30 protein-coding genes and 3 tRNA genes are annotated in these 26,531 nt (G+C 40.1%); 15 read left to right on the plus strand and 18 right to left on the minus strand.

All coding sequences use genetic code 11. The annotated features are described in order from the left end of the window. Positions 1-26: 26 nt before the first annotated feature. Complete coding sequence (locus G9371_RS07480) at positions 27-860, minus strand: helix-turn-helix domain-containing protein (protein ID WP_029424101.1); 834 nt, start codon at positions 858-860, stop codon at positions 27-29. Positions 861-998: 138 nt separating this feature from the next. Here G9371_RS07480 and G9371_RS07485 point away from each other — a divergent pair, with 138 nt between their 5' ends. Beyond that, the gene (locus G9371_RS07485; protein WP_000604216.1) at positions 999-1,541 is read left to right on the plus strand and encodes a GNAT family N-acetyltransferase; all 543 of its coding nucleotides are present in this window, start codon (positions 999-1,001) and stop codon (positions 1,539-1,541) included. Between the two features lie 174 nt (positions 1,542-1,715). On the opposite strand, the gene G9371_RS07490 is transcribed toward G9371_RS07485, so the two are convergent. After that, positions 1,716-1,805, minus strand: a tRNA-Ser gene (locus tag G9371_RS07490). A gap of 118 nt (positions 1,806-1,923) precedes the next feature. Between G9371_RS07490 and G9371_RS07495 the strand changes: the two genes are divergently transcribed. Continuing rightward, entirely contained in the window at positions 1,924-3,801 is a 1,878-nt protein-coding gene (locus tag G9371_RS07495; protein WP_001181667.1) for a potassium transporter Kup, read from the plus strand. A 55-nt stretch (positions 3,802-3,856) separates the two neighbouring features. Here the strand turns inward: G9371_RS07495 and G9371_RS07500 are convergent, their stop codons facing one another. Beyond that, positions 3,857-4,300 (minus strand): hypothetical protein, encoded by a 444-nt coding sequence (locus G9371_RS07500; protein ID WP_029424102.1) that lies wholly within the window; start codon positions 4,298-4,300, stop codon positions 3,857-3,859. A gap of 255 nt (positions 4,301-4,555) precedes the next feature. On the opposite strand from G9371_RS07500, the gene G9371_RS07505 reads away from it, so the two are divergent. From G9371_RS07505 to G9371_RS07515, 3 genes are all read left to right on the plus strand, one after another. Next, positions 4,556-5,635 carry a DNA/RNA non-specific endonuclease gene (locus tag G9371_RS07505; protein WP_029424103.1) on the plus strand — a complete coding sequence of 360 codons (1,080 nt, stop codon included), beginning with the start codon at positions 4,556-4,558 and terminating at the stop codon, positions 5,633-5,635. 98 nt (positions 5,636-5,733) lie between these two features. Continuing rightward, a complete protein-coding gene (locus G9371_RS07510; RefSeq protein WP_029424104.1) occupies positions 5,734-6,333 on the plus strand; it encodes a LysE family translocator in 600 nt (199 codons plus the stop codon). 45 nt (positions 6,334-6,378) lie between these two features. Beyond that, positions 6,379-6,621 (plus strand): hypothetical protein, encoded by a 243-nt coding sequence (locus G9371_RS07515; RefSeq protein ID WP_000476048.1) that lies wholly within the window; start codon positions 6,379-6,381, stop codon positions 6,619-6,621. Positions 6,622-6,631: 10 nt separating this feature from the next. Here the strand turns inward: G9371_RS07515 and G9371_RS07520 are convergent, their stop codons facing one another. The 3 genes from G9371_RS07520 to G9371_RS07530 form a co-directional block, all read right to left on the minus strand. Further along, entirely contained in the window at positions 6,632-6,796 is a 165-nt protein-coding gene (locus tag G9371_RS07520; RefSeq protein ID WP_017400529.1) for a hypothetical protein, read from the minus strand. Positions 6,797-6,837: 41 nt separating this feature from the next. After that, positions 6,838-7,527 carry an aquaporin Z gene (aqpZ, locus tag G9371_RS07525; RefSeq protein WP_001045987.1) on the minus strand — a complete coding sequence of 230 codons (690 nt, stop codon included), beginning with the start codon at positions 7,525-7,527 and terminating at the stop codon, positions 6,838-6,840. 132 nt (positions 7,528-7,659) lie between these two features. Next, entirely contained in the window at positions 7,660-8,664 is a 1,005-nt protein-coding gene (locus G9371_RS07530; protein WP_023896115.1) for an AraC family transcriptional regulator, read from the minus strand. 109 nt (positions 8,665-8,773) lie between these two features. Here G9371_RS07530 and G9371_RS07535 point away from each other — a divergent pair, with 109 nt between their 5' ends. After that, complete coding sequence (locus G9371_RS07535; protein WP_029424105.1) at positions 8,774-9,412, plus strand: hypothetical protein; 639 nt, start codon at positions 8,774-8,776, stop codon at positions 9,410-9,412. A 41-nt stretch (positions 9,413-9,453) separates the two neighbouring features. On the opposite strand, the gene hisF is transcribed toward G9371_RS07535, so the two are convergent. Continuing rightward, positions 9,454-10,212 (minus strand): imidazole glycerol phosphate synthase subunit HisF, encoded by a 759-nt coding sequence (gene hisF, locus G9371_RS07540; RefSeq protein WP_000880078.1) that lies wholly within the window; start codon positions 10,210-10,212, stop codon positions 9,454-9,456. A 112-nt stretch (positions 10,213-10,324) separates the two neighbouring features. Here hisF and G9371_RS07545 point away from each other — a divergent pair, with 112 nt between their 5' ends. The 4 genes from G9371_RS07545 to G9371_RS07560 are packed head-to-tail and all read left to right on the plus strand — an operon-like array spanning position 10,325 to position 12,661. After that, entirely contained in the window at positions 10,325-11,275 is a 951-nt protein-coding gene (locus tag G9371_RS07545) for a homoserine kinase (RefSeq protein ID WP_029424106.1), read from the plus strand. Between the two features lie 12 nt (positions 11,276-11,287). Beyond that, on the plus strand, positions 11,288-11,917 hold the full coding sequence (locus G9371_RS07550) for a DUF1294 domain-containing protein (protein ID WP_001205591.1): 630 nt from the start codon (positions 11,288-11,290) through the stop codon (positions 11,915-11,917). Positions 11,918-11,953: 36 nt separating this feature from the next. Further along, on the plus strand, positions 11,954-12,346 hold the full coding sequence (locus G9371_RS07555) for a DUF4870 family protein (protein ID WP_001088854.1): 393 nt from the start codon (positions 11,954-11,956) through the stop codon (positions 12,344-12,346). Between the two features lie 3 nt (positions 12,347-12,349). Further along, complete coding sequence (locus G9371_RS07560) at positions 12,350-12,661, plus strand: antibiotic biosynthesis monooxygenase family protein (protein WP_000582728.1); 312 nt, start codon at positions 12,350-12,352, stop codon at positions 12,659-12,661. A 25-nt stretch (positions 12,662-12,686) separates the two neighbouring features. Here the strand turns inward: G9371_RS07560 and G9371_RS07565 are convergent, their stop codons facing one another. After that, on the minus strand, positions 12,687-13,589 hold the full coding sequence (locus G9371_RS07565) for a DMT family transporter (protein WP_029424107.1): 903 nt from the start codon (positions 13,587-13,589) through the stop codon (positions 12,687-12,689). Between the two features lie 98 nt (positions 13,590-13,687). On the opposite strand from G9371_RS07565, the gene G9371_RS07570 reads away from it, so the two are divergent. After that, positions 13,688-14,239: a helix-turn-helix domain-containing protein gene (locus G9371_RS07570; RefSeq protein WP_029424108.1), complete on the plus strand. Its 552-nt coding sequence runs from the start codon at positions 13,688-13,690 to the stop codon at positions 14,237-14,239. Positions 14,240-14,307: 68 nt separating this feature from the next. Here G9371_RS07570 and hisA read toward each other — a convergent pair whose 3' ends face one another. The 5 genes from hisA to hisB form a co-directional block, all read right to left on the minus strand. Continuing rightward, on the minus strand, positions 14,308-15,039 hold the full coding sequence (gene hisA / locus G9371_RS07575) for a 1-(5-phosphoribosyl)-5-[(5-phosphoribosylamino)methylideneamino]imidazole-4-carboxamide isomerase (RefSeq protein ID WP_000905538.1): 732 nt from the start codon (positions 15,037-15,039) through the stop codon (positions 14,308-14,310). 94 nt (positions 15,040-15,133) lie between these two features. Continuing rightward, entirely contained in the window at positions 15,134-15,775 is a 642-nt protein-coding gene (locus tag G9371_RS07580; protein ID WP_029424109.1) for a 3'-5' exonuclease, read from the minus strand. Positions 15,776-15,861: 86 nt separating this feature from the next. Next, positions 15,862-16,410 carry a DUF805 domain-containing protein gene (locus tag G9371_RS07585; RefSeq protein ID WP_001087823.1) on the minus strand — a complete coding sequence of 183 codons (549 nt, stop codon included), beginning with the start codon at positions 16,408-16,410 and terminating at the stop codon, positions 15,862-15,864. A 153-nt stretch (positions 16,411-16,563) separates the two neighbouring features. Further along, on the minus strand, positions 16,564-17,181 hold the full coding sequence (hisH, locus tag G9371_RS07590) for an imidazole glycerol phosphate synthase subunit HisH (RefSeq protein ID WP_000196730.1): 618 nt from the start codon (positions 17,179-17,181) through the stop codon (positions 16,564-16,566). Continuing rightward, a complete protein-coding gene (gene hisB / locus G9371_RS07595) occupies positions 17,181-17,774 on the minus strand; it encodes an imidazoleglycerol-phosphate dehydratase HisB (protein ID WP_000194096.1) in 594 nt (197 codons plus the stop codon). Before hisB ends, hisH begins: the two co-directional genes overlap by 1 nt. 102 nt (positions 17,775-17,876) lie before the next feature. Here hisB and G9371_RS07600 point away from each other — a divergent pair, with 102 nt between their 5' ends. From G9371_RS07600 to G9371_RS07610, 3 genes are all read left to right on the plus strand, one after another. Then, a complete protein-coding gene (locus G9371_RS07600) occupies positions 17,877-18,260 on the plus strand; it encodes a GNAT family N-acetyltransferase (RefSeq protein ID WP_001123235.1) in 384 nt (127 codons plus the stop codon). Between the two features lie 105 nt (positions 18,261-18,365). Next, positions 18,366-18,441: transfer RNA gene (locus tag G9371_RS07605), tRNA-Phe, on the plus strand. A 126-nt stretch (positions 18,442-18,567) separates the two neighbouring features. Further along, a tRNA-Phe gene (locus G9371_RS07610) sits at positions 18,568-18,643 on the plus strand. Between the two features lie 171 nt (positions 18,644-18,814). On the opposite strand, the gene G9371_RS07615 is transcribed toward G9371_RS07610, so the two are convergent. The 5 genes from G9371_RS07615 to ompR form a co-directional block, all read right to left on the minus strand. Further along, positions 18,815-19,246: a GNAT family acetyltransferase gene (locus G9371_RS07615; protein ID WP_000469967.1), complete on the minus strand. Its 432-nt coding sequence runs from the start codon at positions 19,244-19,246 to the stop codon at positions 18,815-18,817. Positions 19,247-19,376: 130 nt separating this feature from the next. Further along, positions 19,377-20,891, minus strand: a complete 1,515-nt coding sequence (locus G9371_RS07620; RefSeq protein ID WP_000059344.1) for an acetyl-CoA hydrolase/transferase family protein — start codon at positions 20,889-20,891, stop codon at positions 19,377-19,379. Between the two features lie 35 nt (positions 20,892-20,926). Continuing rightward, positions 20,927-21,055, minus strand: a complete 129-nt coding sequence (locus G9371_RS07625) for a hypothetical protein (protein WP_085940424.1) — start codon at positions 21,053-21,055, stop codon at positions 20,927-20,929. Positions 21,056-21,082: 27 nt separating this feature from the next. Then, complete coding sequence (locus tag G9371_RS07630) at positions 21,083-22,540, minus strand: ATP-binding protein (protein WP_000051217.1); 1,458 nt, start codon at positions 22,538-22,540, stop codon at positions 21,083-21,085. 17 nt (positions 22,541-22,557) lie between these two features. Further along, positions 22,558-23,322: a two-component system response regulator OmpR gene (ompR, locus tag G9371_RS07635; protein ID WP_000060753.1), complete on the minus strand. Its 765-nt coding sequence runs from the start codon at positions 23,320-23,322 to the stop codon at positions 22,558-22,560. A 655-nt stretch (positions 23,323-23,977) separates the two neighbouring features. Between ompR and G9371_RS07640 the strand changes: the two genes are divergently transcribed. After that, positions 23,978-26,326 (plus strand): Tex family protein, encoded by a 2,349-nt coding sequence (locus G9371_RS07640; protein WP_000131196.1) that lies wholly within the window; start codon positions 23,978-23,980, stop codon positions 26,324-26,326. Positions 26,327-26,531 lie beyond the last annotated feature (205 nt).

A 26,531-nucleotide genomic window follows, 5' to 3' on the forward strand; every position in this document is an offset into this window, starting at 1 on the left:
AGGTAGAAAGGCCTAAGCGTGATTGTTTAGGCGCTTTTACGATATTGAAGTAAGGTAAAACCAGTATGCTTTTTAAAATAACGGCACATATAGGAGGTATCTTCAAAATTCAGTTGATCAGCAATACTTTGAATAGAATTTGAAGGAGTGCGTAATAATTCTTTTAATTTAAGAATTACTTGCCGATCAATTAAAGTTTTTGCGTTATCGTTAAAAAATTGTTTCGATAATTTAGATAGATAATAGGGAGTAATATTTAAAGCTTTGGCGTAAAAATTTACATCACGATGTTCTTTACAATGTAATGAGATCATTTCCCAAAATTGCCAGCAAATTTTTTCTTTTCTACTATATTCATTTTTAGACAAAAGTTTTTCACGATTGACTGTTTCAGAAAGAACCAAAAAGAAATTCTGAAGATGATTACATAGTAAGATGCGTTGATATTCAGAGGTTGATTGTAGGATAAAAGTGGACTGATTTATCCATGTTTTAATTAAGGATTGGTAGCTCATTTCTGGTGAAAAATGAGGGAATAAATGTAGATAAGTAAATAAAGAATTTGGTAAGACAGATGCAACTTCTGCGGCAAAGTCACGATTAAAAATACAATAATCACAAGAAAAATCGGCAGATCGTTTTTGTAGTATTGCCAATGAATCTTCCGACAAAAATAAAAAATCACCTGATTTTAAGTGGTAGTTTTTAAATAAAATATTAATATCAGCACTACCTTGCTTAATAAATATCAATGAGCAGTACGCTAAAGATAAGGGTTGATTCAGCACGTCACTAAGGTTGCTATTCCCCCATACATAACTTTTGGATTTTCTATAAAGTAAATCTAAGTCATTTTGCACTACTCTAATCGCTCCTATCAAAATTTCTAACTTTAATAGATTTGTTTTAAAAAGTACCTAAATTATCAAAATACGGTGATGGGAACACTTTGTCGATGCCCTTATAGTGATTTTTAACACTATAGAGGTATTAAAAACATGATACTAACGACTGAACGATTAATTCTCAGACCTTGGCAGGACAGTGATGCTTCAAGCTTGTATGAGTATGCAAGTGATGATCGTGTTGGACCAACTGCTGGATGGCCTGTACATGAAAGCGAAGCACAAAGTTTAGAATATATTCAGACCGTTTTCGCTAAAGAAGAAGTATATGCAGTTGCAAAAAAGGAAGATAACCGTGCGATAGGTATGGTTGGTTTACTAATTGGTAAGGAGAGTAATTTTAAAATTGCTGATAATGAAGCAGAGGTAGCTTATTGGATCGGAGTACCGTTTTGGGGACAAGGGCTAATACCAGAAGCAGTAAAAGCCGTGATGAAACATGCGTATGAAGATTTAAAATTGAAAGCTTTATGGTGTGGCTATTTTGCTGACAATGAAAAATCATTTAAAGCACAGGCTAAGTGTGGATTTAAGCATCACCATACTGAAGAAAGTAAGTTCAATAAATTTTTAGGCGACTATCGGACAGAGCATATAAGTTATTTATCATATGAAGACTGGAAGCGAGAAATTTAGAATTATATGGATAAAAGTTCTATTCTCTTAAAACTACATAGCTGGATTAACTCCAATAATATGAAGGTGGAAAAACTCTTAAATATTCAATTGATATTGAAAGGATAATTCTATCTAATTTTCTTGATCAATAAAAAAGACCTAAATCAAAACGATTAGGTCTTTTTTGAATTCTGGCGGTGAGAGAGGGATTCGAACCCTCGATACGCGTAAACGTATACACACTTTCCAGGCGTGCTCCTTCAGCCACTCGGACACCTCACCAAGGCGTGCGATAGTAACTAAAAAAACGAGTCCTGCCAAGATTTAAGACGAGCTTTACAGAAAAAAAATAATAGAGGTGATAAGATTGCGCTAAAAATCATATTGGTTTAATTACACAATGCAAAATACGGCCAAAAAAGCGACCTTGCCTGCCACGGCTTTGGCAGCTCTTGGAGTGGTCTTTGGAGACATCGGAACAAGTCCGCTCTATGCCTTGAAAGAGTCCTTCCATGCAGCGCATGGGTTGGGAATTCAGCCTGAAAACGTATTAGGAATTTTATCCATTATTTTTTGGTGCTTAATGCTGATTATTAGCATCAAGTATGTCGCAATCGTGATGCGTGCAGACAACAATGGTGAAGGTGGCATTATGGCCTTACTCGCGTTGAATTTGCGTAAAGCGAAAATTGCCGACAACAAAAAAATCTACATGATTGCGATAGGCTTTATTGGGGCATCACTGTTCTTTGGTGACGGTATTATTACCCCAGCCATTTCAGTATTGTCTGCGGTCGAAGGGTTGTCTATTGCAACCGATGTATTTGACCCGTTCATTATGCCTATTGCAATTGCCATTATCGTCACGCTGTTTTTGGTGCAAAAGCACGGTACGGCATTTGTAGGTAAGTTTTTTGGTCCAATTACGCTTGTGTGGTTCTTATCTTTAGGCATCTTGGGTATTCACAGTGTCATCCAAACCCCTGTGGTACTAGGCATGTTTAGTCCGCATTGGGCGATCCAGTTTATCTATCACCATCCGATCATGACATTTTTTGTGATGGGGGCTGTGGTGTTAACAGTAACTGGTGGTGAAGCGCTATATGCCGATATGGGACATTTCGGACCAGTGCCGATTCGTCTGGCGTGGTTCTTTGTGGTATTGCCATGCTTGGTTTTAAACTACGCAGGACAGGGCGCGTTATTACTCAGAGACCCAGCGGCAATTGAAAACCCGTTCTATTTACTGGTGCCGCAGTGGGCCTTGTACCCAATGATTATTATGGCAACCATGGCAACTGTCATTGCTTCTCAAGCCGTAATTTCTGGGGTGTTTTCTCTTGCGCGCCAAGCGATTCAATTGGGTTATTTACCACGTTTAAGTATTAAACATACGTCTGAGTCCGAAGAAGGTCAGATTTATGTACCTTTCTTAAACTGGTTACTCTTAATCGCAATTATTATCTTAATTTTAATCTTCAAAACCAGCTCGAACTTGGCAAGTGCATACGGTTTGGCCGTAACTTTGACCATGCTCTGTGACACGATTTTGGTTGCTGTATTTATCTACTCGGCTTGGAAGTGGAGCCTGCCAAAAGTGCTTCTCCTGATTATTCCGTTCTTTATTTTAGAGTCGGTATTGGTTGGTGCAACTTCACTTAAAATCTTGTCGGGCGGTTGGGTGCCATTACTGATTGGTGCGATTGCGGTGACTATTTTAATGACATGGAAACGTGGCCGTGAGCTTACTTTTGCTAAGCTTGAACACGATACTTTGTCACTCGATTTGTTTGTAAAAAGTATTGGTAATAGTGTGCACTGGGTGCCAGGCGATGCTGTATTTATGACGGGTACGCCAAATGTTGTGCCACATGCCATGCTGCATAATATTAAGCACAATAAGGTACTGCATCAGCGTAATATCTTGGTCACTGTAGTGATTGAAGATGTACCGTTTGTTGCACCTGAAGAGCGTATTACGACAGAAACCTTAGCTGAACATTTCTTCCGTATTAAAATTTTCTACGGCTTTAAAGATGAAATGAATGTACCGAAAGCACTGATGCAAGCCTATGAACAATTAGGCCTTGAATATGACTTGATGCATATCAGCTTCTTTATTTCGCGTGATCGTATTGTTCACTCTGTGGGAGACGGCATGTCGCCATGGAGAGAAAAGCTGTTTATTTCAATGCAGCGTAATACCAGTCCGGTCAGTGATTTCTATCAAATTCCAACTAACCGTGTTGTTGAATTAGGTAGTCAAATCGAAATATAAAATTTGATGTAATAAAAAAACCAAGACATATGTCTTGGTTTTTTTATGGCTCGGATTATTGAGCTTGTGGCATAGGTGCATCTGCTGGTAACGCCCCATCTTTTGCCATTGGGTCTGCTGATTGGTTCGGGTTAGCAGCTGGCGGTGGAGTGTTCGGATCTTGTGGCGCTGGAGGCGCTTGGTTCGGTGCAGGTGGTACTGCATCAGTTGGTGCTGCTGGTGGCGCCATTTCACCGCCTGCTGGAGGCGCTGGTGGAACGTCCGCAGGAATAGGAGCACCTGTAGGCGCTGCATTTGTTGGTGCAGCAGAAACTTGCTGTACTTGTCCGCTATTGACTAAATCGCTAATAGAGCCTGGTTGGCCATTTACGGTTGTGGTTACTTTTACTTTAGACAAACTTTCTAAAGTATCTCCTGGCTGCACTGCTGGCTCAGCCAAAGCGGCCATACTACATAATCCCGTGATTACGCCAATACCAATAATCTTTGAATGGATCATTAAGTGGACTCCGATTATATTTTTATCCAAATTTGTGGAGCTAACCATGTCATAAGCAATCAGTGTTTTTCAACGAAAGATACGCAATTGGCGCAATTCAATAGCCAAAGGCTCTCATAATTCCAACAGATTGTTACGTAATGGGTAATGGAGTTACAAAAAAGATGACCATGTTTTAACCATTTGAAAGATAAGAGATATACTTAAAAAAGCAGGATTGTTAAGCTGCGTCTGGACAGTAGTATTGATAGAAACATGGCAAGTAAAAAACGTAGTAAAGGTACAAACTCATTCTCTATAAGTCAGCATTTTGGCAAGATTATTCTTGCTTGTATTGCTGCGGGAAGTTTTGCGATTGCTTTTGGTAGTGAAAAGATTTCGCAGTGGTTTTCACCTTTAACAACTAACTCGACTTGTCTTAATCAGTTCTATCGTGAAGTTCCACCTGCTTTAAATAAAGACAGCCTAAAAAAAGACAGTTATCCACTGTGCTTTAATGGCTTTAACGTTTTGTATTCAGGTATTTCTAAAACGCCGTTATGGTCGGCCGAGCATTTAGATGCAGAACGTTTAAGTGTCAAAATTAAACGTGAAGATAACTTCCATGAAGAAACGCGTGTTCCTCAAAAGCATCGGGCACTGTTAAGTGACTATCGTGGTTCAGGCTATGACCGTGGGCATATGGCACCTAATGGTGATATGTCAAATAAAGAATCCCAATCTGACAGTTTCTCGCTCAGCAATATGGTGCCGCAAGCACCTAAAAATAACCAAGAAGTCTGGCGTAAGCTCGAAGAAGCGACCCGTGCTATTGCCACTAAACAAAAACAAGATGTTTATGTGGTGACAGGCCCTGTTTTTGAAGGCAAACGTCTTAAAACGATTGGGCAGGGTGTGATTGTACCAACCGCAGTTTATAAAGCGGTCTATATGCCAAAAACTGGCGCAATCGGGGCTTATTACGCACCTAACAATAACTCTCTACAAGTAAAAGTCGTGAGTGTTTGCTACCTTGAGGAGCGCTTAGGCGTTAACCTATTCCCGCAGTTAACCGAGCAACAAAAGCGTAATGTCTATCGTCTACCTTTAACAGCGAGCCAAGTTAAGCCAAATCAAAAGCTAGACTATTTACACTGGGATGGTGAAAGTCAGTGTGAGCAAGACTTAAACGCTGACCAGATTCAAGCACTACAAGACCAATTTAAAAAGCAAAAAACTGGCTCTTCGGAGCCAATGGAAGCAAAAGTTCCAACAATTGATGAAGAAACCAGAAAGGCGATTGTGAAACAACTGGTAGAAGCCTTAGTGAACTATTTCTTGCAAATAATGAAATAAGCAGCTTTTTTTGATTGTTATTGCAACACCGTAATTGATTAAAATAGAATCCATAGACAGATCTGTCTATGGATCTTATTTTAATAAGGACAATAACAATGTTTGCCTCGATGTTTCTTTTTTCATTTGCAATGTCTATAACCCCAGGACCAGTAAATACTGTCATTTTATCGACCAGTTTAAATCACGGTTTAAAAAGATCGCTTCCCTATATTTCAGGCGCCACAATTGGTTTTACCTTGCTTTTAATTTTTATGGCATTTGGTCTTCAGAGTTTATTAACTCAGTTTCCTGTTGTATTAAAAATTCTTGCAGTTTGTGGAACGCTATTTGTTTGTTATATCGGGATTAAAATTATTCTTTCTGCTGCAAATATTTCTATTTCCAGTGTTCCTGTAGAGCAAATGATTATTCCTAATTTTAAAGATGGGTTCTTATTACAATGGTTGAATCCCAAAGCGTGGTTGGCTTGTGTGTCAGGCATTACCATGTTTACTAGCATTGAAAACCCGCAGTCGTTGCCGATCTTTATCGTTATTTATTTTTTCATTTGCTACGCGTGTTTGTTCTTTTGGGGGTTCTGTGGTGATAAATTTTCAGTGGTGCTCAATCAGGGCAACCGTTTGAAATATTTTAATATCTTGATGGGCGTTTTTTTAATTTTATCGGCTCTTTTAATTTTGATCGATTTTTTTTAAATTGATCGTATTACACTGTGAAGATATAACAACGAGATAAGACCTATGTTTAAGCCATTTGAAAAGGGTACAGAGTCTTCTTCAATTGAAGATTTAACATTAGAAAATGATGTCGATTGCATCAGCATTTACGGCAACTTGCAAATTACCAAAGACAAAGTCGGGTTAGAACAGGCAAAGGCATTGCAGAGCTTTTTAAATGATGTTGTGGCGGCTTTGGAAAAAGAAGAATTACCTGAGAAAATTGAACGTCCAGCTGAACAAGAAATTAATAATCCGTTTTTGTAATTTATGCATGCTATGCGTGATATTTAGTATGGTCATGCTGCCATACAGTCTTTAATACCACGTTAGATTTTATTGAATGTGTATAGACATTTTTTACTTTTGAAAGCCCAAAAGTAAACAAAAGGCTTTGTTGATCAGAGGGCACATCCATGTACCCCTGTTCAACAGGTGACATCCATGTCACCTTCCGCGATAGTAGATTACATCTAAGAAGAGTTAATCTTTATCGCCAGCTACCACCTTATAAATAATTGCCCCAATCACAGCCCCTAAAATCGGTGCTACCCAGAACAACCACAACTGACTTAAAGCAGCCGTTTCAGCAAAGAACGCAACACCTGTACTACGTGCTGGGTTTACCGATGTGTTCGTAACCGGAATACTGATTAAGTGAATGAGTGTTAAGCCTAAACCAATCGCGATAGGAGCGAAGCCAGCAGGCGCACGGCGGTCAGTTGCTCCTAAAATAATGATTAAGAAGAAAGCAGTAAGAACCACTTCAATAATGAAAGCAGAACCTAAACCAAATTTATTTGGTGATAAGTCACCAAAACCATTGGTTGCAAACCCGCCAACACCACTAAAACCTGCTTGGCCTTGAGCAATAATATAAAGAACAAATGCAGCAGCAGTCGCACCAACCACTTGCGCAACAATATACGGAATTAAATCTTTAACATCGAAGCGGCCACCGACCCAAAGGCCAACACTTACCGCGGGATTGAAATGTCCACCTGAGATATGCCCTAGAGCATAAGCACCTGTGAGTACGGTTAAACCAAAGGCAAGGGCTACACCTGCAAAGCCAATACCAAGTTCAGGGAAAGCTGCGGCTAAAACTGCGCTACCACAACCACCAAAGACTAGCCAAAACGTACCTAAGAATTCAGCAAAATATTTATTCATTGTGATTACTCATCTATTGATCTATTTTTTAATTAATGTGAAATACGTCACAAAAAATTAAGCATGTGACTATATGAAATTTTTGTTTTCAGTGTTGTTTTAATCAAGAAAAGATTTGTAAGTTTTGGTTGGTTATTCTTTGTTTAAAAAATGATCTCTCCACTGCTGTGGTGTTTGCTTGGTCCAATGTTTAAATGCTCTTTGAAAGGCACTTTGTTCTGAATAACAAAGTAAAAGCGCAATCTCTTGTAGGCTTAAATGTGGGTTTTTTAAATATTCAGTTGCCAGCATAAAGCGTACTTGTTGAACGCGCTCTTGAAAGGTGGTGCTTTGTTGTTGTAAGTGCCTTTGGAGCTGTCGAACTGATAGGCCTAATTGAGCTGCAATATATTCAATTTGATACTGATTCTTTTGCAGACTAGTCAAAATTGAATGCTGTAAACGCTGATCAAGCTGGGTCGAATTGGGTAACTGTTCTAAAAGTGCTTGGGCCTGCTGAACCAATAGTTGCTGTAAGGTGTGGTCGGCACTACTAAGCGGCTTGTGAATTTCGGTAATGGGTATAAGTAACTCTGTACCGGGCTGGCTAAAACGAACGGGACATTGAAAGTACTGCTCATAAACTCTGATATTTTTAGGGGCAGCATTTAAGAAACGCACTTCATGTAACTGCACATCTTCATGAGACATAAAAAGACGTAAGAACTGAATCACCAAGGCAATCGCGATTTCATCGGTAAGCTGGGTAGGGTGTAACTCTGGTGCCTCCCAACGAATAGAACCATATCTCCCTTGTAGCTCAACCACTAATGGGCTCCCGTCATAAATCAGACGGTGAAAGTCATGGTAACGAATTAAAGCTTCACCTAAGTTATCGCAAGAAAGAGCAAGGTAGGCAATAATGCCTAAATGTTTGGGTTGTACATATTTGGCAATTTCTAGGCCTAATCCCGGCTTTGGGTCCAGTTTATAAATCACTTCTAATAGGTCACGCCAAACCACATAGTCAAAGCGTTCCAGATTTTGGATTTGTTCTAATTGTTCAGGAATAGTTAACTCATTGGCTTCGCAATAAGCCTTTAACAGATGCCCCAGTCCTCCATATACCGAGCCTGTATAATTTTTTAGTTGTGGCATCCCTAACCACCTCTTTCTTGTCGTGATTTGTCAATGAAACCATAAATTCTGGTCAATACCTAGCATAACGAATTTTATATGCTGAATAAAAAGAAAAAGGAGTTAGGTGATGTTAAAAGGGTTTATTGCCGGAATTGCAGTAGCAAATGCATTTGAATGGGTAGCACACAAATATATTTTGCATGGTGTACACCGTGCCGGACAACCGCGCTATAGCCCAGTGCCGAAAAGTATGGAGTCGCATTGGGCACACCATCGTGAAGTCCGTAAACAACAGTTTCATGATGATTGTTATGTTGAGGGCGTTGGAAACTGGCGAACCAAAAATGAGTTAATTTCACTTGCCGTGGTGGCAACCGTTTCAAGTGCAATTTTCTACCCCTTTTCAAAAGGCATGGCACTTGCAGCTTGGTACAGTGCTGGTAATTATTATTATATTCATCGCCGTGCACATTTAGAGCCTGACTGGGCAAAGCGTAAAATTCCGTGGCATTACGACCACCATATGAACTCTAACCAAGATGCTAATTGGTGTGTGACCAAACCTTGGTTTGACTATGTGATGGGAACACGTGTGGTGTCTTCAGCAGATTTAAAAGAACAAAACCCTTGGGGGATACGGTTACCTACTGCTCTTGCTAGGCCACTCTTTCAAGCTGTAGAAAAAATCTTCCCTGCAAAATGGGTCGAGAAAAAAGAACAGCCTCAACTGGTTAGTGATGTAAATGCGATAGAGAGTGCTGCATAAAAAATTAAAGGGGCATCTTGCCCCTTTAAATATAAATAAGCTTACAAGCGCATTTCGATGCCTTGTTCAGCCAAATATTGTTTAGCTTCCGGAATTGTATATTGGCCAAAGTGGAAAATACTCGCTGCCAATACGGCATCGGCACCACCTTGTAAAATACCGTCTGCAAGGTGTTGTAAGTTACCTACACCGCCTGAGGCAATCGTTGGGATGGTCACGCGATCATTAATGGCACGCATTAACGCAATATCGTAACCTGCTTTAGTACCATCGGCATCCATACTGGTAATGAGTAACTCACCGGCACCGTAGTCAGCCATTTTCACCGCCCACTCAATGGCATCAATACCCGTTGGTTTACGGCCACCGTGAGTAAAGATTTCCCATTTATTGTCGCCAGTTTTTTTGGCATCGATCGCAACCACAATACATTGCGCGCCAAAGTGCTGAGAGGCTTCTTGAACAAATTCAGGGTTAAATACGGCAGCCGAGTTAATACTCACTTTATCTGCACCTGCATTTAATAATGCGCGAATATCTTCAACCTTACGTACACCACCACCGACAGTTAATGGCACAAATACAGTCTCGGCCATACGTTCAACAGTACGGTAAGTGGTATCGCGTCCATGATGTGTAGCGGTAATGTCTAAGAAAGTAATTTCGTCTGCACCTTGTTCGTTATAGCGTCGTGCCACTTCAACAGGGTCGCCCGCATCACGAATATCGAGGAATTGAACGCCTTTAACTACGCGTCCGTTATCAACGTCTAGGCAAGGAATAATACGTTTAGCAAGCATAGCTTTTTCCAAAAATAATCGCCGTTGGTGAAAGTTCCTACACAGGCGCTACACCTTCATGGAGGGAAGAGGTATTCTATCAAACTTCACAGATGTTTTTTGCAGGTTTTCCATGTCGGTTTATACCCCGTTGAGTTTAGATGAAGTTCGCACCTTTGCTGCACCTTATGGATTAGAGGTGTTGGAGCTGAACCCAATTCAGGGAGGTATTCAAAACACCAATTATTTTCTGGTTGATGTAAACCGCAAACAATATGTACTCACCGTGTTTGAAGAGTTAGATGCACAAGGTGCAGGCGAGCTTATTCCTGTGCTTGAGCAATTAGGTACTCATGATGTACCCGTTGCTGTGCCATTAAAGCACAGCGGCCAAGCGGTTCACTTCATTGCGGGTAAGCCTGCACAAATTGCACCACGTTTAATGGGACACCATCCCATGCAAACGACAGTAGCCCAAGTTGCTGCAATTGCAGATGCACAGGCGAAGCTACATGTAGCTTTACAAGATTTTCCGCTTGAACGCGAATATCGCCGTGATCATCAATATTGGACAGGTGTTGCTGAGCAGCTTAAACCAAATATGACTCAAGATGACCAAACGTTACTTGAGCAGGTTTATCAAGCCTTTAATGCGAAAACAGCGCAGTATTCAAATCGACCGACAGGTTTTATTCACTCAGATTTGTTCCGTGACAATACTTTGTTTGAAGGCGAGCAACTACAAGGTATTCTAGACTTTTACGAGTTAAATCAAGATGAGTTGCTGTTTGATATTGCGATTACCATTAATGATTTTTGTACCGAATATCCAGCAGCGCATTTAAACTCAGACAAAGTAGACGCTTATTTAGAGGTATACCAAAAAATTCGTGCGCTGACTTCAGATGAACTTGAATGTTTAGATGTATTCTTGGCAATGGCGGCTTGCCGTTTTTGGTCAATGCGTTTACAAGTTGCTCAAAAAAATAAAGAAGAAGGACGTACCGGCGATGACATCTTGCAAAAAGACCCGCAAGAAATGCGAGCAATGATGCAAGACCGTTTAAGCCATGTAAAAGCATAAAAGGGAATAAAGATGCGAGATCAGGGGCGTTTAGTCGAATGGTTCGACGAAAAGGGTTATGGCTTTATTCAGCCGGATGATGCTGAAAAAGAGCGAGTCTTTTTGCATATCAAAGATTTTGCACGCCCTGGACCTCGGCCAATTATTGGCTGTGCACTGGAATATCTGGTAATCCTCGATGAAAGAGGCCGTTTTCGTGCTCAGCAGGTCACTTATTTAAAGGCATCTCAAACCCGTAAGGCTTTAAAACCTGCAAAAACACAATCTTCTTTTCAGGCCAGCCCATGGTCTGCTATGCAAATGGGGATTGTGTTTTATTTCGTTTTAATGGGCATTATGAGTTTTATTCATATTTTGCCGGCTTATACCTTATTGTTTGTCTTAATGATGAATGTGTTGAGTTACTGGCTATATTCACAAGATAAAGAAGCAGCGCAATTGGGCAATCGCCGTGTTCCTGAGCAGACTTTGCACATTGTCAGTTTCTTAGGGGGATGGCCAGCTGCGTGGTGGGCACAACAAAAACTGAGACATAAAACACAAAAACAACCATTTCGTAAGATTTATTTTTGTACCATATTCTTTCATTTACTTTTGATTTTGTGGCTAATTTCTCCTTTAAACGTTTTGCGGGGATCATAAAAGTAAATTGTTTTATTAAACTTGAGAGGTATAAAAATGAATAGTTCTATCGACCAAGATCCAAATCGTACTTTAACACTTATTTTATATGTACTTTATATTGTTGCCATTTTTACAGGCGGCTTACTTGCGATAATTGCTTTAATTATTAACTATGTAAAACGCTCAGATGTACAGGGTTCAATTTTTGCGAGCCACTTTACATGGCAAATCAGAACATTCTGGTGGTACTTGGCTTGGAATATTATTGCCTTTTTGCCGTTTATTTTCTTGTTCTTTACGGGTGAAAATACCGATCTATTTGCGGGTGTTGCTATCTCATCGACTGTGTTCTGTGTGGGTGTTATCGCAGCAGCATGGATCTGGATTGTATATCGTGCCATTCGCGGTTTGATTGCGTTAAATGATAACCGACCGATGTATCAATAAATCATGATTATTGAACATGTGCATTTGAGTATAAAGTCTGGGCAAAGTGAAGCATTCCTTAAGGCATTCGAGCAGGCTAAACATATTGTTTATCCAATGGAAGGCTTTAATGCTGTCCAACTGATTAAGCATGCAACCGATCCCCATCATTATATTTTAATGATTTTCTGGGATGAAATTGAAAATCATACAGAAGGGTTTAGAAAGTCGGAGGCTTATCAAGAATGGAAAAAATTGCTTCATCCATTTTATGATCCAATGCCGACAGTTGAGTACTACGAACCCTCTATTTTATTAAAGAAAAATGATATATAAAAAAGAGAGCGTTAAGCTCTCTTTTTTATTCTCGAACTCTTTTGTTTTTCTTAATAGGCAGCTTAATTTTTAACTCACTGACTAAAACACCTAAGACCACTAAAGCACCCCCAAAAAGGGCAATAACTGGTAAACGCTCACCTGCAATTCGACCAATAATACCTGCCCAAACAGGTTCTCCTGCATAGATAATTGCAGCACGCGAAGGGTCAACTACACGTTGAGCCCAGTTCATTACAAATTGAATGAGTGCACTTGCTAAGCCTAATGCGACGGCAATGAGTACTAGGGGCCATGAAAATGCTGGAACTGTATGTTCACCTACTATAGGCATAATGGTAAAAGAAAGTAGAGAGGCGACACCAAGTTGAATAATGGTGACGCGACGCAAATTTACCTTTCCAGCAAAGTAGCTAATAAAAATAATTTCTAAGGCAATCGCAAAGGCGCCGAGCACTGTTAAAAGCTGTCCAAAACTCAAGGAAATTTGCTTAAAACCATTACCCGTCAATAAAACAAGGCCAGTAAAAGCAAGAGCTGCTCCCACCCAAGTCATGATATGTGGAATTTTTCTAAAAATGAGCCACATTAAAATAGGAACAAGCGGAACATACAGCGCCGTTAAAAAAGCTGATTCACTACTCGGAATAGTTTGCAGGCCGATTGTCTGCGTGCCATAGCCCGCTGCAATGACAAGGCCAATTACACTGCCAGCGCCCAAGTCTTTTAATGTAATGCCTTTCATGCTCTTTAATGAAATAAGTAATAGCGTTAAGGCAGCTACGGCAAAACGGCAGCCGACAAAAAACATAGGTGATGAAAAATTCAGTGCGTACTGCACAGTAAGAAATGTTCCACCCCAAATGACCGTAATCAAAATGAGAGCTAATTGAGGAACTTTGCTTGAACTCAGATAAGTTGGTGACATACTCAAACTAAAGGGAATTGTGCAATATACTGCACATATTGCGCTATTCTTCTGTTTTGTGCAATATATTGCTCAAATTTTCTTTATTCATCTATTTTATGAGCCAGTCGAGTAGCGTTTTACAACATGTAGGCACAAATATCCGTTCATTAAGAGATGAGCGCAGTTTAAGCCAACAGGACTTGGCTGATCGGGCAAGTGTAAGTAGACGTACCATTGCTGCTTTGGAAACAGGCCAAGTCAACATTAGCTTAGCTAAACTCGATGCGATTGCGGCAGTATTGGGAGTAGATTTTAGAACAATTGTGAGTGCGCCTGAGCTAAAAGAACATGCCCTAGTAAATGCACTCGCTTGGCAAGGTGAAAAGGAAGAAAGCAAGGCAACTTTTCTTGCTTCAGTTCCTTCCCGTTCTCAAGTTGAACTTTGGACATGGTCTTTGGCTGTTGGGGAGTCTTATGTTGCTGAAGCCGATGCCGAAGGATGGCAAGAACTGATTTATGTGTTAGAAGGCGAATTGACCATACAATTTACAGACAGCTCAGAAACTATTGCGGCTGGTTCATCTTTTATTTTTGCCAGTTCAGTGACTTATACCTATATCAATAGCGGTAGCCAAGTACTTAAATTTATTCGTAATGTGGTGTATTGATTCGGAATATATTTTCATATCAGCAATAAAAAAAGAGCCTAAAACGGCTCTTTTTTACATCTTAAAAATTAAAGACGGTTTTCATCTAACAAAAGCTGAGCTTCACGAAGGTTTAAAGTACCTTCATAAATTGCACGGCCTGTGATTGCACCTAAAATACCCGGTTGGCCTTTTAAGTTACGAACGTCATCAAGGTTGGTTACACCACCTGAAGCAATGACTGGTAAGCCTGAGTATTGAGCCAAGTTTACAGTTTGCTCAACATTTACACCTTGCATCATGCCGTCACGCGCAATGTCTGTATAAACAATGCTAGACACGCCTGCATCTGCAAAGCGTTTTGCTAAATCAGTTGCTTTCACGTCGGTAACGTTTGCCCAACCGTCAGTTGCAACCATACCATTCATGGCATCAATACCAACAATGATGTGGCCTGCAAAGCGTTTACATGCTTCTTCTACAAATTCAGGCTCTTGAACGGCTTTAGTACCGATAATGACAAACGTCACACCAGCTTCTAAATAGTGTTCAATGGTTTCTAATGAGCGGATACCGCCACCAATTTGAATTGGTAATTCTGGCTGAGCTTTTGCAATTGCTTCAACAACAGGTTTATGAATAGGCGTACCTGCGAAAGCACCATTCAAATCGACCAAATGCAAACGTCGTGCGCCTTCATTTACCCAATGCTGGGCAGTTGCAACCGGATCGTCAGAGAAAACGGTATCGTCTTCCATACGCCCTTGTTTTAAACGCACACATTTACCATCTTTCAGGTCAATTGCTGGAATGATTAGCATGCTTTCGCTCCTTGCTTCATCATGTTTATGAAATTGTGCACATCTTAGCAAAGTATTGATCAATCGCTAAGCCTTAGAAAAGACTTTTATAACTTTACCCTTGAAGTGCGGTTTGAATTTTTTCAGAAATATGTATCGGTAATACTTTTCTTTTTTTAAGCTCGAGAAATACCAATAGGGCAGCATAGGCGTCAGCAGCTGCATAACTGATTTGTTGCGAAGTAAGCGGTTTTCGCGCCCAATTTGAAGTTCCGACTTTCTTCGACTTGGCAAGATACTGACCAAGTAATAGTGCTACGGCTTTTTGTACGCCCATTTGTTGTTTAAAACCAAAGTGGCTAAAACCTTTAGCAAGGTCAACGCAGCTTTCAAGTTCTATGCCTTTTTTGTGAAAAATATGCTTATCATTTTTAAGCCCAAAGCCGACTTTAATTTGTTTTGGATTAGACAAAATGGGCTGTAAAAATTTTAAAGTCGATGAATTGACATGAAATAAATAGGCTTTGTGTTCTGTAGCCAGCTGAATCAAATGTGGGCCAGTTGATACTTCACCTACCTGAAAAGTAGGTTTAGATTCAGAATCAAATCCTAAAAAGGTCGCTGCTTTTAATTCTTCTTCAATAGTTTTGCATTGCTCGCTATTTTCAATCACCACAATATTTTGATAGTTAAGATTTTCAAAAGGAGGGAGCTGCTGAATAGAAGTTTTATCAAGAAGGGCAGAGGCTTCAGACATATTTAACAGCGTACAAATGAATAAGGCTATTCACTTTATATATGAATAAAGCCTAGAGAACTAGGCTTTATGTACATCTTTAAAAATTATTCAGACTGAGATGGGCTACCAATTACAATACTTTCGCTTTTCTCGACATAACCTTCATAGGTCGGAGCCATAATTACGGCAATAACACCAAAAATTAATGCAAGGGGAATAAGCACAATATAAATCCAGCCTAAAACACGCTCCCAGCTTGGCGTTGGACGCTTAGGTCCATAATCATTAGGACCTTCAGTTCCTTTTGCACAGAATAAATAAATGGCAAGGCCAATATTCACGACCGGTACTAGCATCAGTAAAGAGAGCCACCCTGTATTATTGCGGTCATGCAAACGGCGGATGGTAAATACGAAGTTAATATAAATACCGACTATATAAAGAATTGCTATACAGATTAAGCCAGGTGTAGAAAAGTCTGGGGTACCTTCAGGGTTTGTAAAACCAAAAGTAAACATAATAAGTAGAATGGCGGTAACAAGGACTAGCGTAAATAAGAATGTCCAAGCTGCATAAGAGAGTCGTCCAAAACGACCATTTGCCTTAAACGGTGAATCTTGTTGAAGTGGTTGATTTTCAAAAGGTGAATTCATTGTGTTTATCCTAATCATTTGATTTTATTTAAAAGTATGAATATTCAATATTTTGTTGAATAAAATATCATTCTATAAATGATTGGTTATTATTATAAATAAAAAAACAGATCAGGCTATCTTGACCTGATCTGTTTTAGTTTTTGAATTGAATTAAATATTCCATTCCACAAAGTTTTTCAGTAACTGCAAACCAGCAGTGTGACTTTTCTCTGGGTGGAATTGAGTCGCGAATAAATTATCTTTGTGAATTGCTGTGCAGAAGTTCACGCCATACTCACATGTTGCAGCCACAAGATTTTCATCTTTAGGTTCAACATAGTAGCTGTGTACAAAGTAAAAGCGAGCATCTTGTTCAATGTTGTTCCACATCGGGTGGCTTGGGTCCATTTGGTGAACTTGGTTCCAGCCCATGTGTGGGACTTTTAAACCTTCCATTTGAGGGAAGTGTTTTACTATCCCGTCAAAAATACCCAAGGCATCTACACCGCCGTTTTCTTCTGAGCTTTGTAGTAGTGCCTGCATGCCTACGCAAATTGCAAGAACAGGTTTATTAAAAGCTGCTTTGCGTACAACTTCATCAATCCCTGCTTCACGCATGCCTTGCATACAGTCACGCATTGCCCCAACACCCGGGAAAACAATTTTGTCGGCTTGTGCAATTAATTTTGGATCATTTGTCACATCGACGGTTGCACCTACATATTCAAGTGCTTTAGCGGCTGAGTGCAGATTACCCATGCCATAATCAAGCAATGCGATACGTGTCATTAGAGGCTACCTTTTGTCGATGCAATCGTGTTTTCAGCACGTGGATCAATTTCACATGCCATACGTAAAGCACGAGCTAGTGCTTTAAATACACTCTCGATTTGATGGTGGCTATTTTTACCTTTCAAGTTATCGATGTGTAAGGTCATAAGCGCATGGTTTACGAAACCTTGGAAAAACTCGGAAAATAAATCTACGTCAAAGGTACCAATGCGCGCGCGAGTAAATGGAATATCCATAAATAAACCCGGACGACCAGACAAATCTACAACCACACGAGATAAAGCTTCGTCTAATGGTGCGTAAAAATGCCCATAACGACGTAAACCTTTTTTATCACCTAAAGCTTGTGCAAAAGCTTGTCCAAGCGTGATACCGCAGTCTTCTACGGTATGGTGATCATCAATCTCTAAGTCTCCATCACAATGAATATCGATATCAAATAAGCCATGTCGCTTGATTTGATCAATCATATGGTCTAAAAATGGAACTCCGGTGTTTAGTGTGCCTTGACCAGTACCATCGAGATTTAAACGAACTCGAATTTTGGTTTCATTGGTATTTCTAACCACTTCACTGATACGTTGCGTCATGGACACGTTCCTCAAAAAACGTCAAAAATGATTGGATGTTAACGACAATTTCGCTGTGACGAATTCGTGACAGCATCATAGTTTGCTCAGGAGGGTTAATCAATGCCTATTACCGTACATGCTTATAGTTCTCTAGATAATTCAGAGATCCGCGATCAGCTTGAGCGACTGTATGACACAAGTCCGGAGTTTGGTGACGGGCACGATGCGATTGAACAACTTGAACAAGATTTACAACAGTATACCACGCTATACACTGCCGAATTTAACACCAAAATTATAGGTGCAATCTGGTGTTCAGGACAAGGTGAAAGCAAAGTGCTTGAGTATATAGTTGTACACCCTGCAAATCGTGGACGTGGAGTAGCAGAGCGTCTAGTTGAAGAAGCTTGTCGTATAGAAGAAGCAAAAGGCGTTAAAATTTTTGAGCCAGGTTGTGGTGCAATTCATCGCTGCTTAGCTCATATTGGTAAATTGCACAGTTAAAAACTTATTTTTAAGGCACTTGTGATTTAAAATTAAACACTTGTTACAAAAAATGCGGAAGTTGCTTGACGTCCTCCTATAAACATTGTTTAATACGCCCACTTCGGCGTGATAGCTCAGTTGGTAGAGCAACGGATTGAAAATCCGTGTGTCCCCAGTTCGATCCTGGGTCTCGCCACCATTATTTGTGTTTTCAATCCCTGATCCCATCAGGGATTTTTTTTGAGTATAAAAAATACTCATTTAAATCAAAAACTCAGGATAATTGTTGACTATTGTTCTGAGATACGGCTTAATACAGGCCATCGGCGTGATAGCTCAGTTGGTAGAGCAACGGATTGAAAATCCGTGTGTCCCCAGTTCGATCCTGGGTCTCGCCACCATATTCGAAAAAGCCCCATACTTTAAGTATGGGGCTTTTTTCATGCCTATTTATTTGATACGTGAGTAGAATGACTTCACCTGTGTATAACCCTCATTTTATCCACAAGTAAAGTGAGTTATCCCAAGGTCTGGCTTTATTTCCTAAAGGCTCTTCATTTGAAAAGGCGCCTTTAGTCATGAGGGTTGTCACTAATAAGACGTTTTCCTAAACATACCGCTTCTACTTCGTCATAGCCGAGCTGCTCGTAAAAATTCAATACATTCAGATTATCTTTACGCACTAATAATTGTAATTTGGGGCAGCCACGCGCCATAAGCCGCTTCTCAAGCTGTTGAACAAGCGCTGTGGCTATTCCTAGGCGTTGTTGATGGGGGTGAACAGCCAGATAATTAATCCAGCCTCTATGGCCGTCGTAGCCGCCCATAAGCGTGCCAATCAGTTGCTCATCCTTAATAGCAACGAGGAATAAATCATCCTGCTGCGAAACTTTCCTAAAAATATCCGTTTCAGGGTTATTCCAAGGGCGAGTTAGGCCACAGCTTTCCCATAAATTGACCACATCATCCAGATCTGCATTTGTAAATTGGCGAATAATGAACATATGGATTTCTACTTTTTGTTTTGATGTATTGAAAAGATAAAATAAAAATTCGAACTTGAGCAGTAGTTTGTGAATAATTTACACAAATAAAAAAGCACCCCCGTAGGAGTGCTTAAATTAAAAGTATGTCTTAAGCTGATTTTGCAACTGGTGTTGGTTGAAGCATTTGGCCTGTTTCTTCAAAGTTTGCATGCCAAGACAATGCTTCACGAAGTAAGTGAGGTGTATGTCCGCCTTTAGCACATGCACGATCAAAATAGTCATTTAATGCATCACGGTAAAGCGGGTGTACGCAGTTGTCGATAATAGCGCGAGCGCGTTCACGAGGTGCTAAACCACGTAAGTCTGCTAAACCTTGCTCTGTCACTAAAATATCAACGTCGTGTTCACTGTGGTCAACGTGGCTCACCATTGGCACGATAGAAGAAATATCGCCGCCTTTAGCGATTGATTTGGTTACAAAGATTGCCAAGTGCGCATTACGAGCGAAGTCACCTGAACCACCAATACCGTTCATCATTTTAGTACCGCACACGTGAGTTGAGTTCACGTTACCGTAAATATCAAACTCAAGTGCAGTATTAATACCGATAATACCTAAACGACGTACAAGCTCAGGGTGATTAGAAATTTCTTGTGGACGAAGCACTAATTTGTCTTTGTAAGCTTCGATATTGCCAAAAACTTTTTCACCACATTTTGCTGAAAGCGTAATTGAACTACCAGAAGCAAATTTCATTTTGCCTGCATCAATTAGTTCAAAAGTACAGTCTTGTAGTACTTCTGAGTACATGATGAGGTCTTCAAAATTAGAATCTTTTAAACCTGTCAGTACAGCATTTGCAATCGAACCGATCCCTGCTTGGAGTGGACCAAGGTTCTTCGGTAAACGACCTTCAGCCACTTCTTTTTCAAAGAATGCGATAAGGTGATTGGCAATGCCTTGAGTCTCATCATCCGGTGGAGTGACTGTCGATGGAGAGTCATGTGTATCGTTAAAGACAATACCAACAATTTTCGAAGGATCGATTTGGATAGCTGTTGTACCAATACGTTCATCCACTTTTGTTAATGGAATTGGCGTACGTGTTGGACGATAAGTTGGAATATAGATATCGTGCAAACCTTCAAAGCTTTCGCTTAAAGAAGTGTTGATTTCAACAATTACTTTTTCGGCAAAAATTGCAAAACTTGCAGAGTTACCAACAGAAGTTGTTGGAATAATGCCACCATCTTCAGTAATCGCAATTGCTTCAATGACCGCAACATCTGGACGTTTAAGTTGCTGGTTACGCATTTGCTCAACAGTTTCTGACAAGTGTTGGTCAATAAACATGACTTCGCCGTTGTTAATTGCGCGGCGTAAAGTGTTATCCACTTGGAATGGCATGCGACGAGATAAAACACCTGCTTCCGTGAGTTGTTTGTCTAAGTCATTACCTAAGCTAGCACCCGTAATTAACGTGATTTTTAACGGATTCTTTTTTGCAAGCTCTACAAGTGCTTGTGGAACAGCTTTAGCTTCACCGGCACGAGTAAAACCACTCATACCAACGGTCATTCCATTTTCGATGAATTGCGCAGCTTGTTCAGCACTGATGACCTTGTCATGAAGAGAAGCTAGGCGAATACGACTTAAAGACATTGGACATCCTCAATATTGTCAAAACATACCGGATTTTAGCTATGAAAAAATGAAAAGTGCATAGGTGTTAGGCTAAGGTCTAATTTTTTAAATAAATGCGGGTATAACTTATTTTTATGATTTTTAATATATTGATTATTATTGGCTTTTTTGAGGTTTAAAATAGCGCTTTAAATGTTCAATTGCTCAAATTAAAAGCGCTCACTTAAAGTTTGTTTGATTTTTTCTAAAGGATTGTGCGTTGTATTTTCTTCAGGGGCGGGTTTTGGAATTGGTAAAGAAATAATTACCTCTAAACCGCCTTGTTCACGATTGTGAATCTGGATTTCACCTTGGTGAATATCGACAATACGTTTAACAATGGCAAGACCCAAACCGCTTCCCTGAATCGTTCTAGCCGAGTTGCCTCTTACAAAAGGCTGCATTAATTCTTCAATTTGATCTTCTGGAATGCCTTCACCATGGTCAGCAACCGTAATTAAAATATGTTCATTTTCAACCTTTGCACTGAGTTCGATCGGTTCAGCACCATAACGCTTTGCGTTATTAATGAGGTTGGCAATAAGTCGTTTTAAAGAGAGGCTGCGTGCAGGAATAATGGGAACATCCTGCATGTTAAAGCGAATATCAAGGGGTTTAAACTGAACCACCAATTCTTGTAAAAGAATATTGATATTAGTGTCTTTTAATTCCTCATCTGAACCATCGCGCATATATGAGATGAACTGATTTAGAATCGCATCCATATCATCTACGTCATAAACCAGACCTTCACGTAGAAACTCATCAGGTAGCATCTCTGCAGTTAAACGAATACGTGTGAGAGGAGTCCTTAAATCATGTGAAATTCCCGCTAGCATGATTCGTCTTTCACGCTCCGTTTGTTCAAGCGTATATACCATACGGTTAAACGCTTGGTTTACTTGGCGAATTTCTAAAGGGCCATGGTTAGTATCTAAATAAGGTGCAGTTCCAGACTTACTGTATTCGTTGGCAGCATTTTGCAAACGACGTAATGGTCGGTTCATTTGTCGAACCAAAATTAAAATAATGATGGCCGAAACTAATGGGACACCCACAACCCAGCCTACCAGTAGCTCGGGGCTATAGTTGGCATAGGTTTTTAAAGGTTCACGAACCCAGTTACCATGCATTTCTGGCGTTTGAATCCAGATACGTGGGCTAGGTTTAAATTGGAAATAGACAGTAACGTCTTTTGCGCCAATTTCATTTGCCAGTTTTTGCTCAACTTGGTTGGTAAAAAACTCGGCAATAATTTTATCGCGGACACTTGGATATTCTTTGGGGTTCGTGACATATTCAATGCCAACCCGATTGCGTAACCATGTGTCGACGTCAACTTCGCTATCGCGATGAAAAATACGAATATTAGGGTTATTTACCAGTTCTAGTTCAACTGCTAGATAGCGCGCATGTTGCTGAATTTCAGGTAAATAGAGGGTTCGCCAAAAAAACCACAATGACATAAATAAGCTAAAGAGTACTACCAGCAGTACCAAAATTGTGGTACGCATGGCCGCAGAACGTGGCTTAATCTTGTCGAGAAAACGTTCCCATCGGGTCCGTTTACGCTCTGAGTACGCAACGTAGTCGGTAAAGGTTTGCGGTGGTATTGGCTCTAAACTCACTCTATTTTATCTCAAGCTTATTCAGCACCATCCGGAACAAACACATAGCCTACGCCCCATACAGTTTGAATGTAACGTGCACGTGCCGGGTTATCTTCAATTAAGCGGCGTAGACGAGACACTTGAACATCAATAGAACGTTCCATTGCACCCCATTCACGGCCACGAGCCAAGTTCATGAGCTTGTCGCGTGTTAAAGGTTCACGTGGATGCTGTACCAAAGCTTTTAATACGGCAAATTCACCTGTAGTCAATGTAACGATTTGACCCTCACGAGTCAGTGTACGTGTAGATAAATCTAGAGACCATGGGCCGAAGCTAACCACTTCAACTTGTTGGCTTGGCGCACCCGGAACTTCACGTACCTGACGACGCAATACTGCGCGAATACGTGCTAAAAGTTCATTTGGGTTAAATGGTTTTGGTAAATAGTCATCTGCGCCGGCTTCAAGACCAGCAATACGGTCAGAGTCACTACCACGTGCAGTTAACATGATAATTGGAGTATCAATATTTGACTGACGTAAACGACGACAAATACTTAAACCATCTTCAACGGGCAACATAAAGTCGAGCACGATAAGTGAAAATAACTCACGTTGTAATAAACGATCCATTTGTGAGGCATCATGGGCAGTTTTTACAACAAAGCCTTTATCTTCCAAAAAACGTTGCAAGAGGGTACGTAAACGCACATCGTCATCGACCACTAAAATGCGCTCGACACGATCCGTTTCGTTATGTACGGTTTCAGGATGTTCAGCAGGTACAACTAAACTCATGATGTACTCCCTTTTAAAGTCATAATTTATATATTATTGGATCGGTTAGGCTTATTGCCAACAAGCCCTCAGTATAATGCCGATGTTCTTGTTAAGACTATGTATCAATTTGCTCAAAATTACAATTTTCGTAGGGGCTTGAAACCAAAAAACAACATCTTATGCCCATAATTTAGCAAAGCCTTAAAGAAAAACTCAAATATTTGGCTATTTACCTCTTTCTCATCAATTAAATTCTAATAAATATTTGTTTCAAATAAATTATTTTAAAAATGAGTTTCGGTTTTTAAGTTCTAATTTTTAATTTATTCATTTGTGGTTTAAGTATGAGAACTTAATAATTTATTTAGAAAGATAAGAAAAACTATATTTTGATCGTTCTGGCAATGTATCAATATGTTCTTTTTCTCATAATTTATATTAAAAATTTTCTTTAATTAAAGAAGAATCTATAAATTTCATATTTTTTAAAAGGTAAAAGGCTAGCTTAAAGGCCCAAATGAGTCACAGAAAAAACTTTTTTACAGCCATAAGAATGTGAAAAATTCATAGTCAATACAAAAAAACGTTTTGAATACGCAAACAAGTGTGGATTTTATGGTCTTGGTCTTTATAATCAGTGCTTTTAAACTTTATCCTTGTGGGATCAAACACGATGACTGACTTAGTTCAGCAGTTGGCAAGTGAGCTTGCCGTACGTCCAAACCAAGTAGAAGCTGCCATCCGCTTAATTGATGAAGGTGCCAGTGTTCCATTCATTGCCCGTTACCGTAAAGAAGTAACACAAGGTTTAGATGATACGCAGTTACGCCAATTAGATACTCGTTTAGCGTATTTACGTGATTTATATGAGCGCCGTGAAAAGGTCATTCAGTCATTGCAAGAACAGAATAAATTGAATGATGACTTGTTGGCGCGGGTGAATGCAGCCGAAACAAAAAATGCTTTAGAAGAAATTTATGCGCCGTACCGTCCTAAACGTACGAGCAAATCTTTCAAGGCAAAAGAAGCGGGCCTTGGACCAATTGCCGAAAAAATTATTTCAGAACAAATTGATCCGACAGAAGCATTGGCTGGTTTTAGTCATGAAGACTATCCGGACGTTGAAAGTCAATTAGACGCAATCCAGCATATTCTGATTGATGACTGGGCACAAAACATTCCTCTTACTACAGAATTAAAAGCGACTTTTGCAAAAACAGCAGTGTTAAAAAGTACTGTTGCATCTGAAGAGAAGAAAGAAGTGGGCAAAAAGTTCCGCGATTACTTTGAATTCTCGGAAGGCCTAAACAAATTACCATCACATCGTTTATTGGCGATGTTACGTGGCCGCCAAGAAAACGTACTCGGTTTAAAAGTTGATGGCGAAGATGATGCACCATTGGCTCGTATTGAAACTGAATACAACCTTGATCAGGTTCAGCCACAAACACGTCAAGATTTTTTAAAACAAACTGCAAAATTATTCTGGTTAGGTAAAGTTCGTCCTCAAATCGAGCATTCATTACTTACAGAAAAACGTCTTGCTGCTGAAGCAGAAGCAATGCAGGTGTTTGCTGAAAATCTTCGTCACTTATTGTTATCAGCGCCAGCTGGTAGCCGTACGACTTTGGGTGTTGACCCTGGTATTCGTACTGGTGTGAAACTAGCTGTGGTAAGCGAAGCTGGTGATGTACTTGCACATAGTACGATTTATCCATTTGCGCCTAAAGAAGATAAAGAAGGCTCAATTGCTGAGCTTGCACGTCTATGTCGTGAATACAATGTCGAGCTTATTGCTATTGGCAATGGTACTGCGAGCCGTGAAACAGAAGCTGTTGTAGCTGAAATGATGGCTGCAAATACAGATCTTAAATTAACTCGCGTAACCGTAAGTGAAGCAGGCGCCTCTGTTTACTCTGCAAGTGAACTTGCTGCGGCGGAACTGCCAGAGCTTGATGTTTCAATCCGTGGTGCAGTTTCTATTGCGCGCCGTTTACAAGACCCGCTTGCTGAGCTTGTTAAAATTGATCCGAAGTCGATTGGCGTAGGTCAATATCAACATGATGTGAACCAAACTGGTTTAGCAAAAACACTTGATGCAGTTGTAGAAGACTGTGTAAACGCTGTTGGGGTAGACGTAAATACTGCTTCACCAGCAATCTTGGCTTATATTGCAGGTTTGAATAAAGCAATTGCACAGCAAATTGTTGAATACCGTAAAGAGCATGGCCGTTTTGACACACGTCAGGCACTTAAAAATGTACCGCGTCTTGGCGAACGTACTTTTGAACAGGCTGCTGGTTTCTTGCGTATCCAAAATGGTTCAGAGCCATTAGATGCATCTGCTGTTCACCCTGAAAGTTATGGTCTTGTTGAGAAAATTGTTGCAGCAAAAGCTACAACGGTAAAAGATATTATTGGTAATACCGAAATTATTCGTCAGGTTAAAGCAGAAGAGTTTGTTGATGACAAATTCGGTTTGCCAACTATTCAAGACGTTTTAGCAGAACTTGAAAAACCGGGCCGTGACCCTCGTCCAGAATTCCGCACAGCTAAATTCCGTGAAGACATTACTGAAGTTGCTCAGTTGACTGAAGGTATGCAGCTTGAAGGTGTTGTGACGAATGTGACGAATTTTGGTGCCTTTGTTGATATTGGTGTGCATCAAGATGGTTTGGTTCATATCTCTGAATTAGCCAATGAGTTCGTTTCTGACCCGCATAAAGTGGTAAAACCAGGTCAGATCGTACAAGTGCGTGTTATGCAGGTTGATGTTGAACGTAACCGTGTGAACTTGAGTATGCGTGCAGAAGGTGCGGCACCTGTGAAAGCACAGCGTCCACCACGTCGTGAGCAAAATAACGAACAGCGTTCTGAGCGTAAACCACAAGGTAAACGTCCACAACCGCGTAAAGATCAAGTTGAACGTCCGCAGCGTAGTAAGCAAGAAAAACCACAAGAGCAAAAAATTGGTGGTTTTGGTGCATTATTATTGCAAGCAGGAATTAAGGGTTCTAAATAAGAGCCTTTAGAGAACTTAAAAAAGCCTCCTAAACGGGAGGCTTTTTTTATTGTTTCTAAATCGTCTTCTAAATGGCTAGCGCTATGTTTTATTAAAACATCACGCTCATAAAGATGAGGTGAATCTTAAGATCAACAAAAACGTCGTGAAATCTACAATCAACTATACAACGTTATAGCATAACTCAACTTTAACCCGATTCAGT

The organism is Acinetobacter sp. EKM10A (assembly GCF_011075215.1).
GTDB lineage: Bacteria > Pseudomonadota > Gammaproteobacteria > Pseudomonadales > Moraxellaceae > Acinetobacter > Acinetobacter baumannii.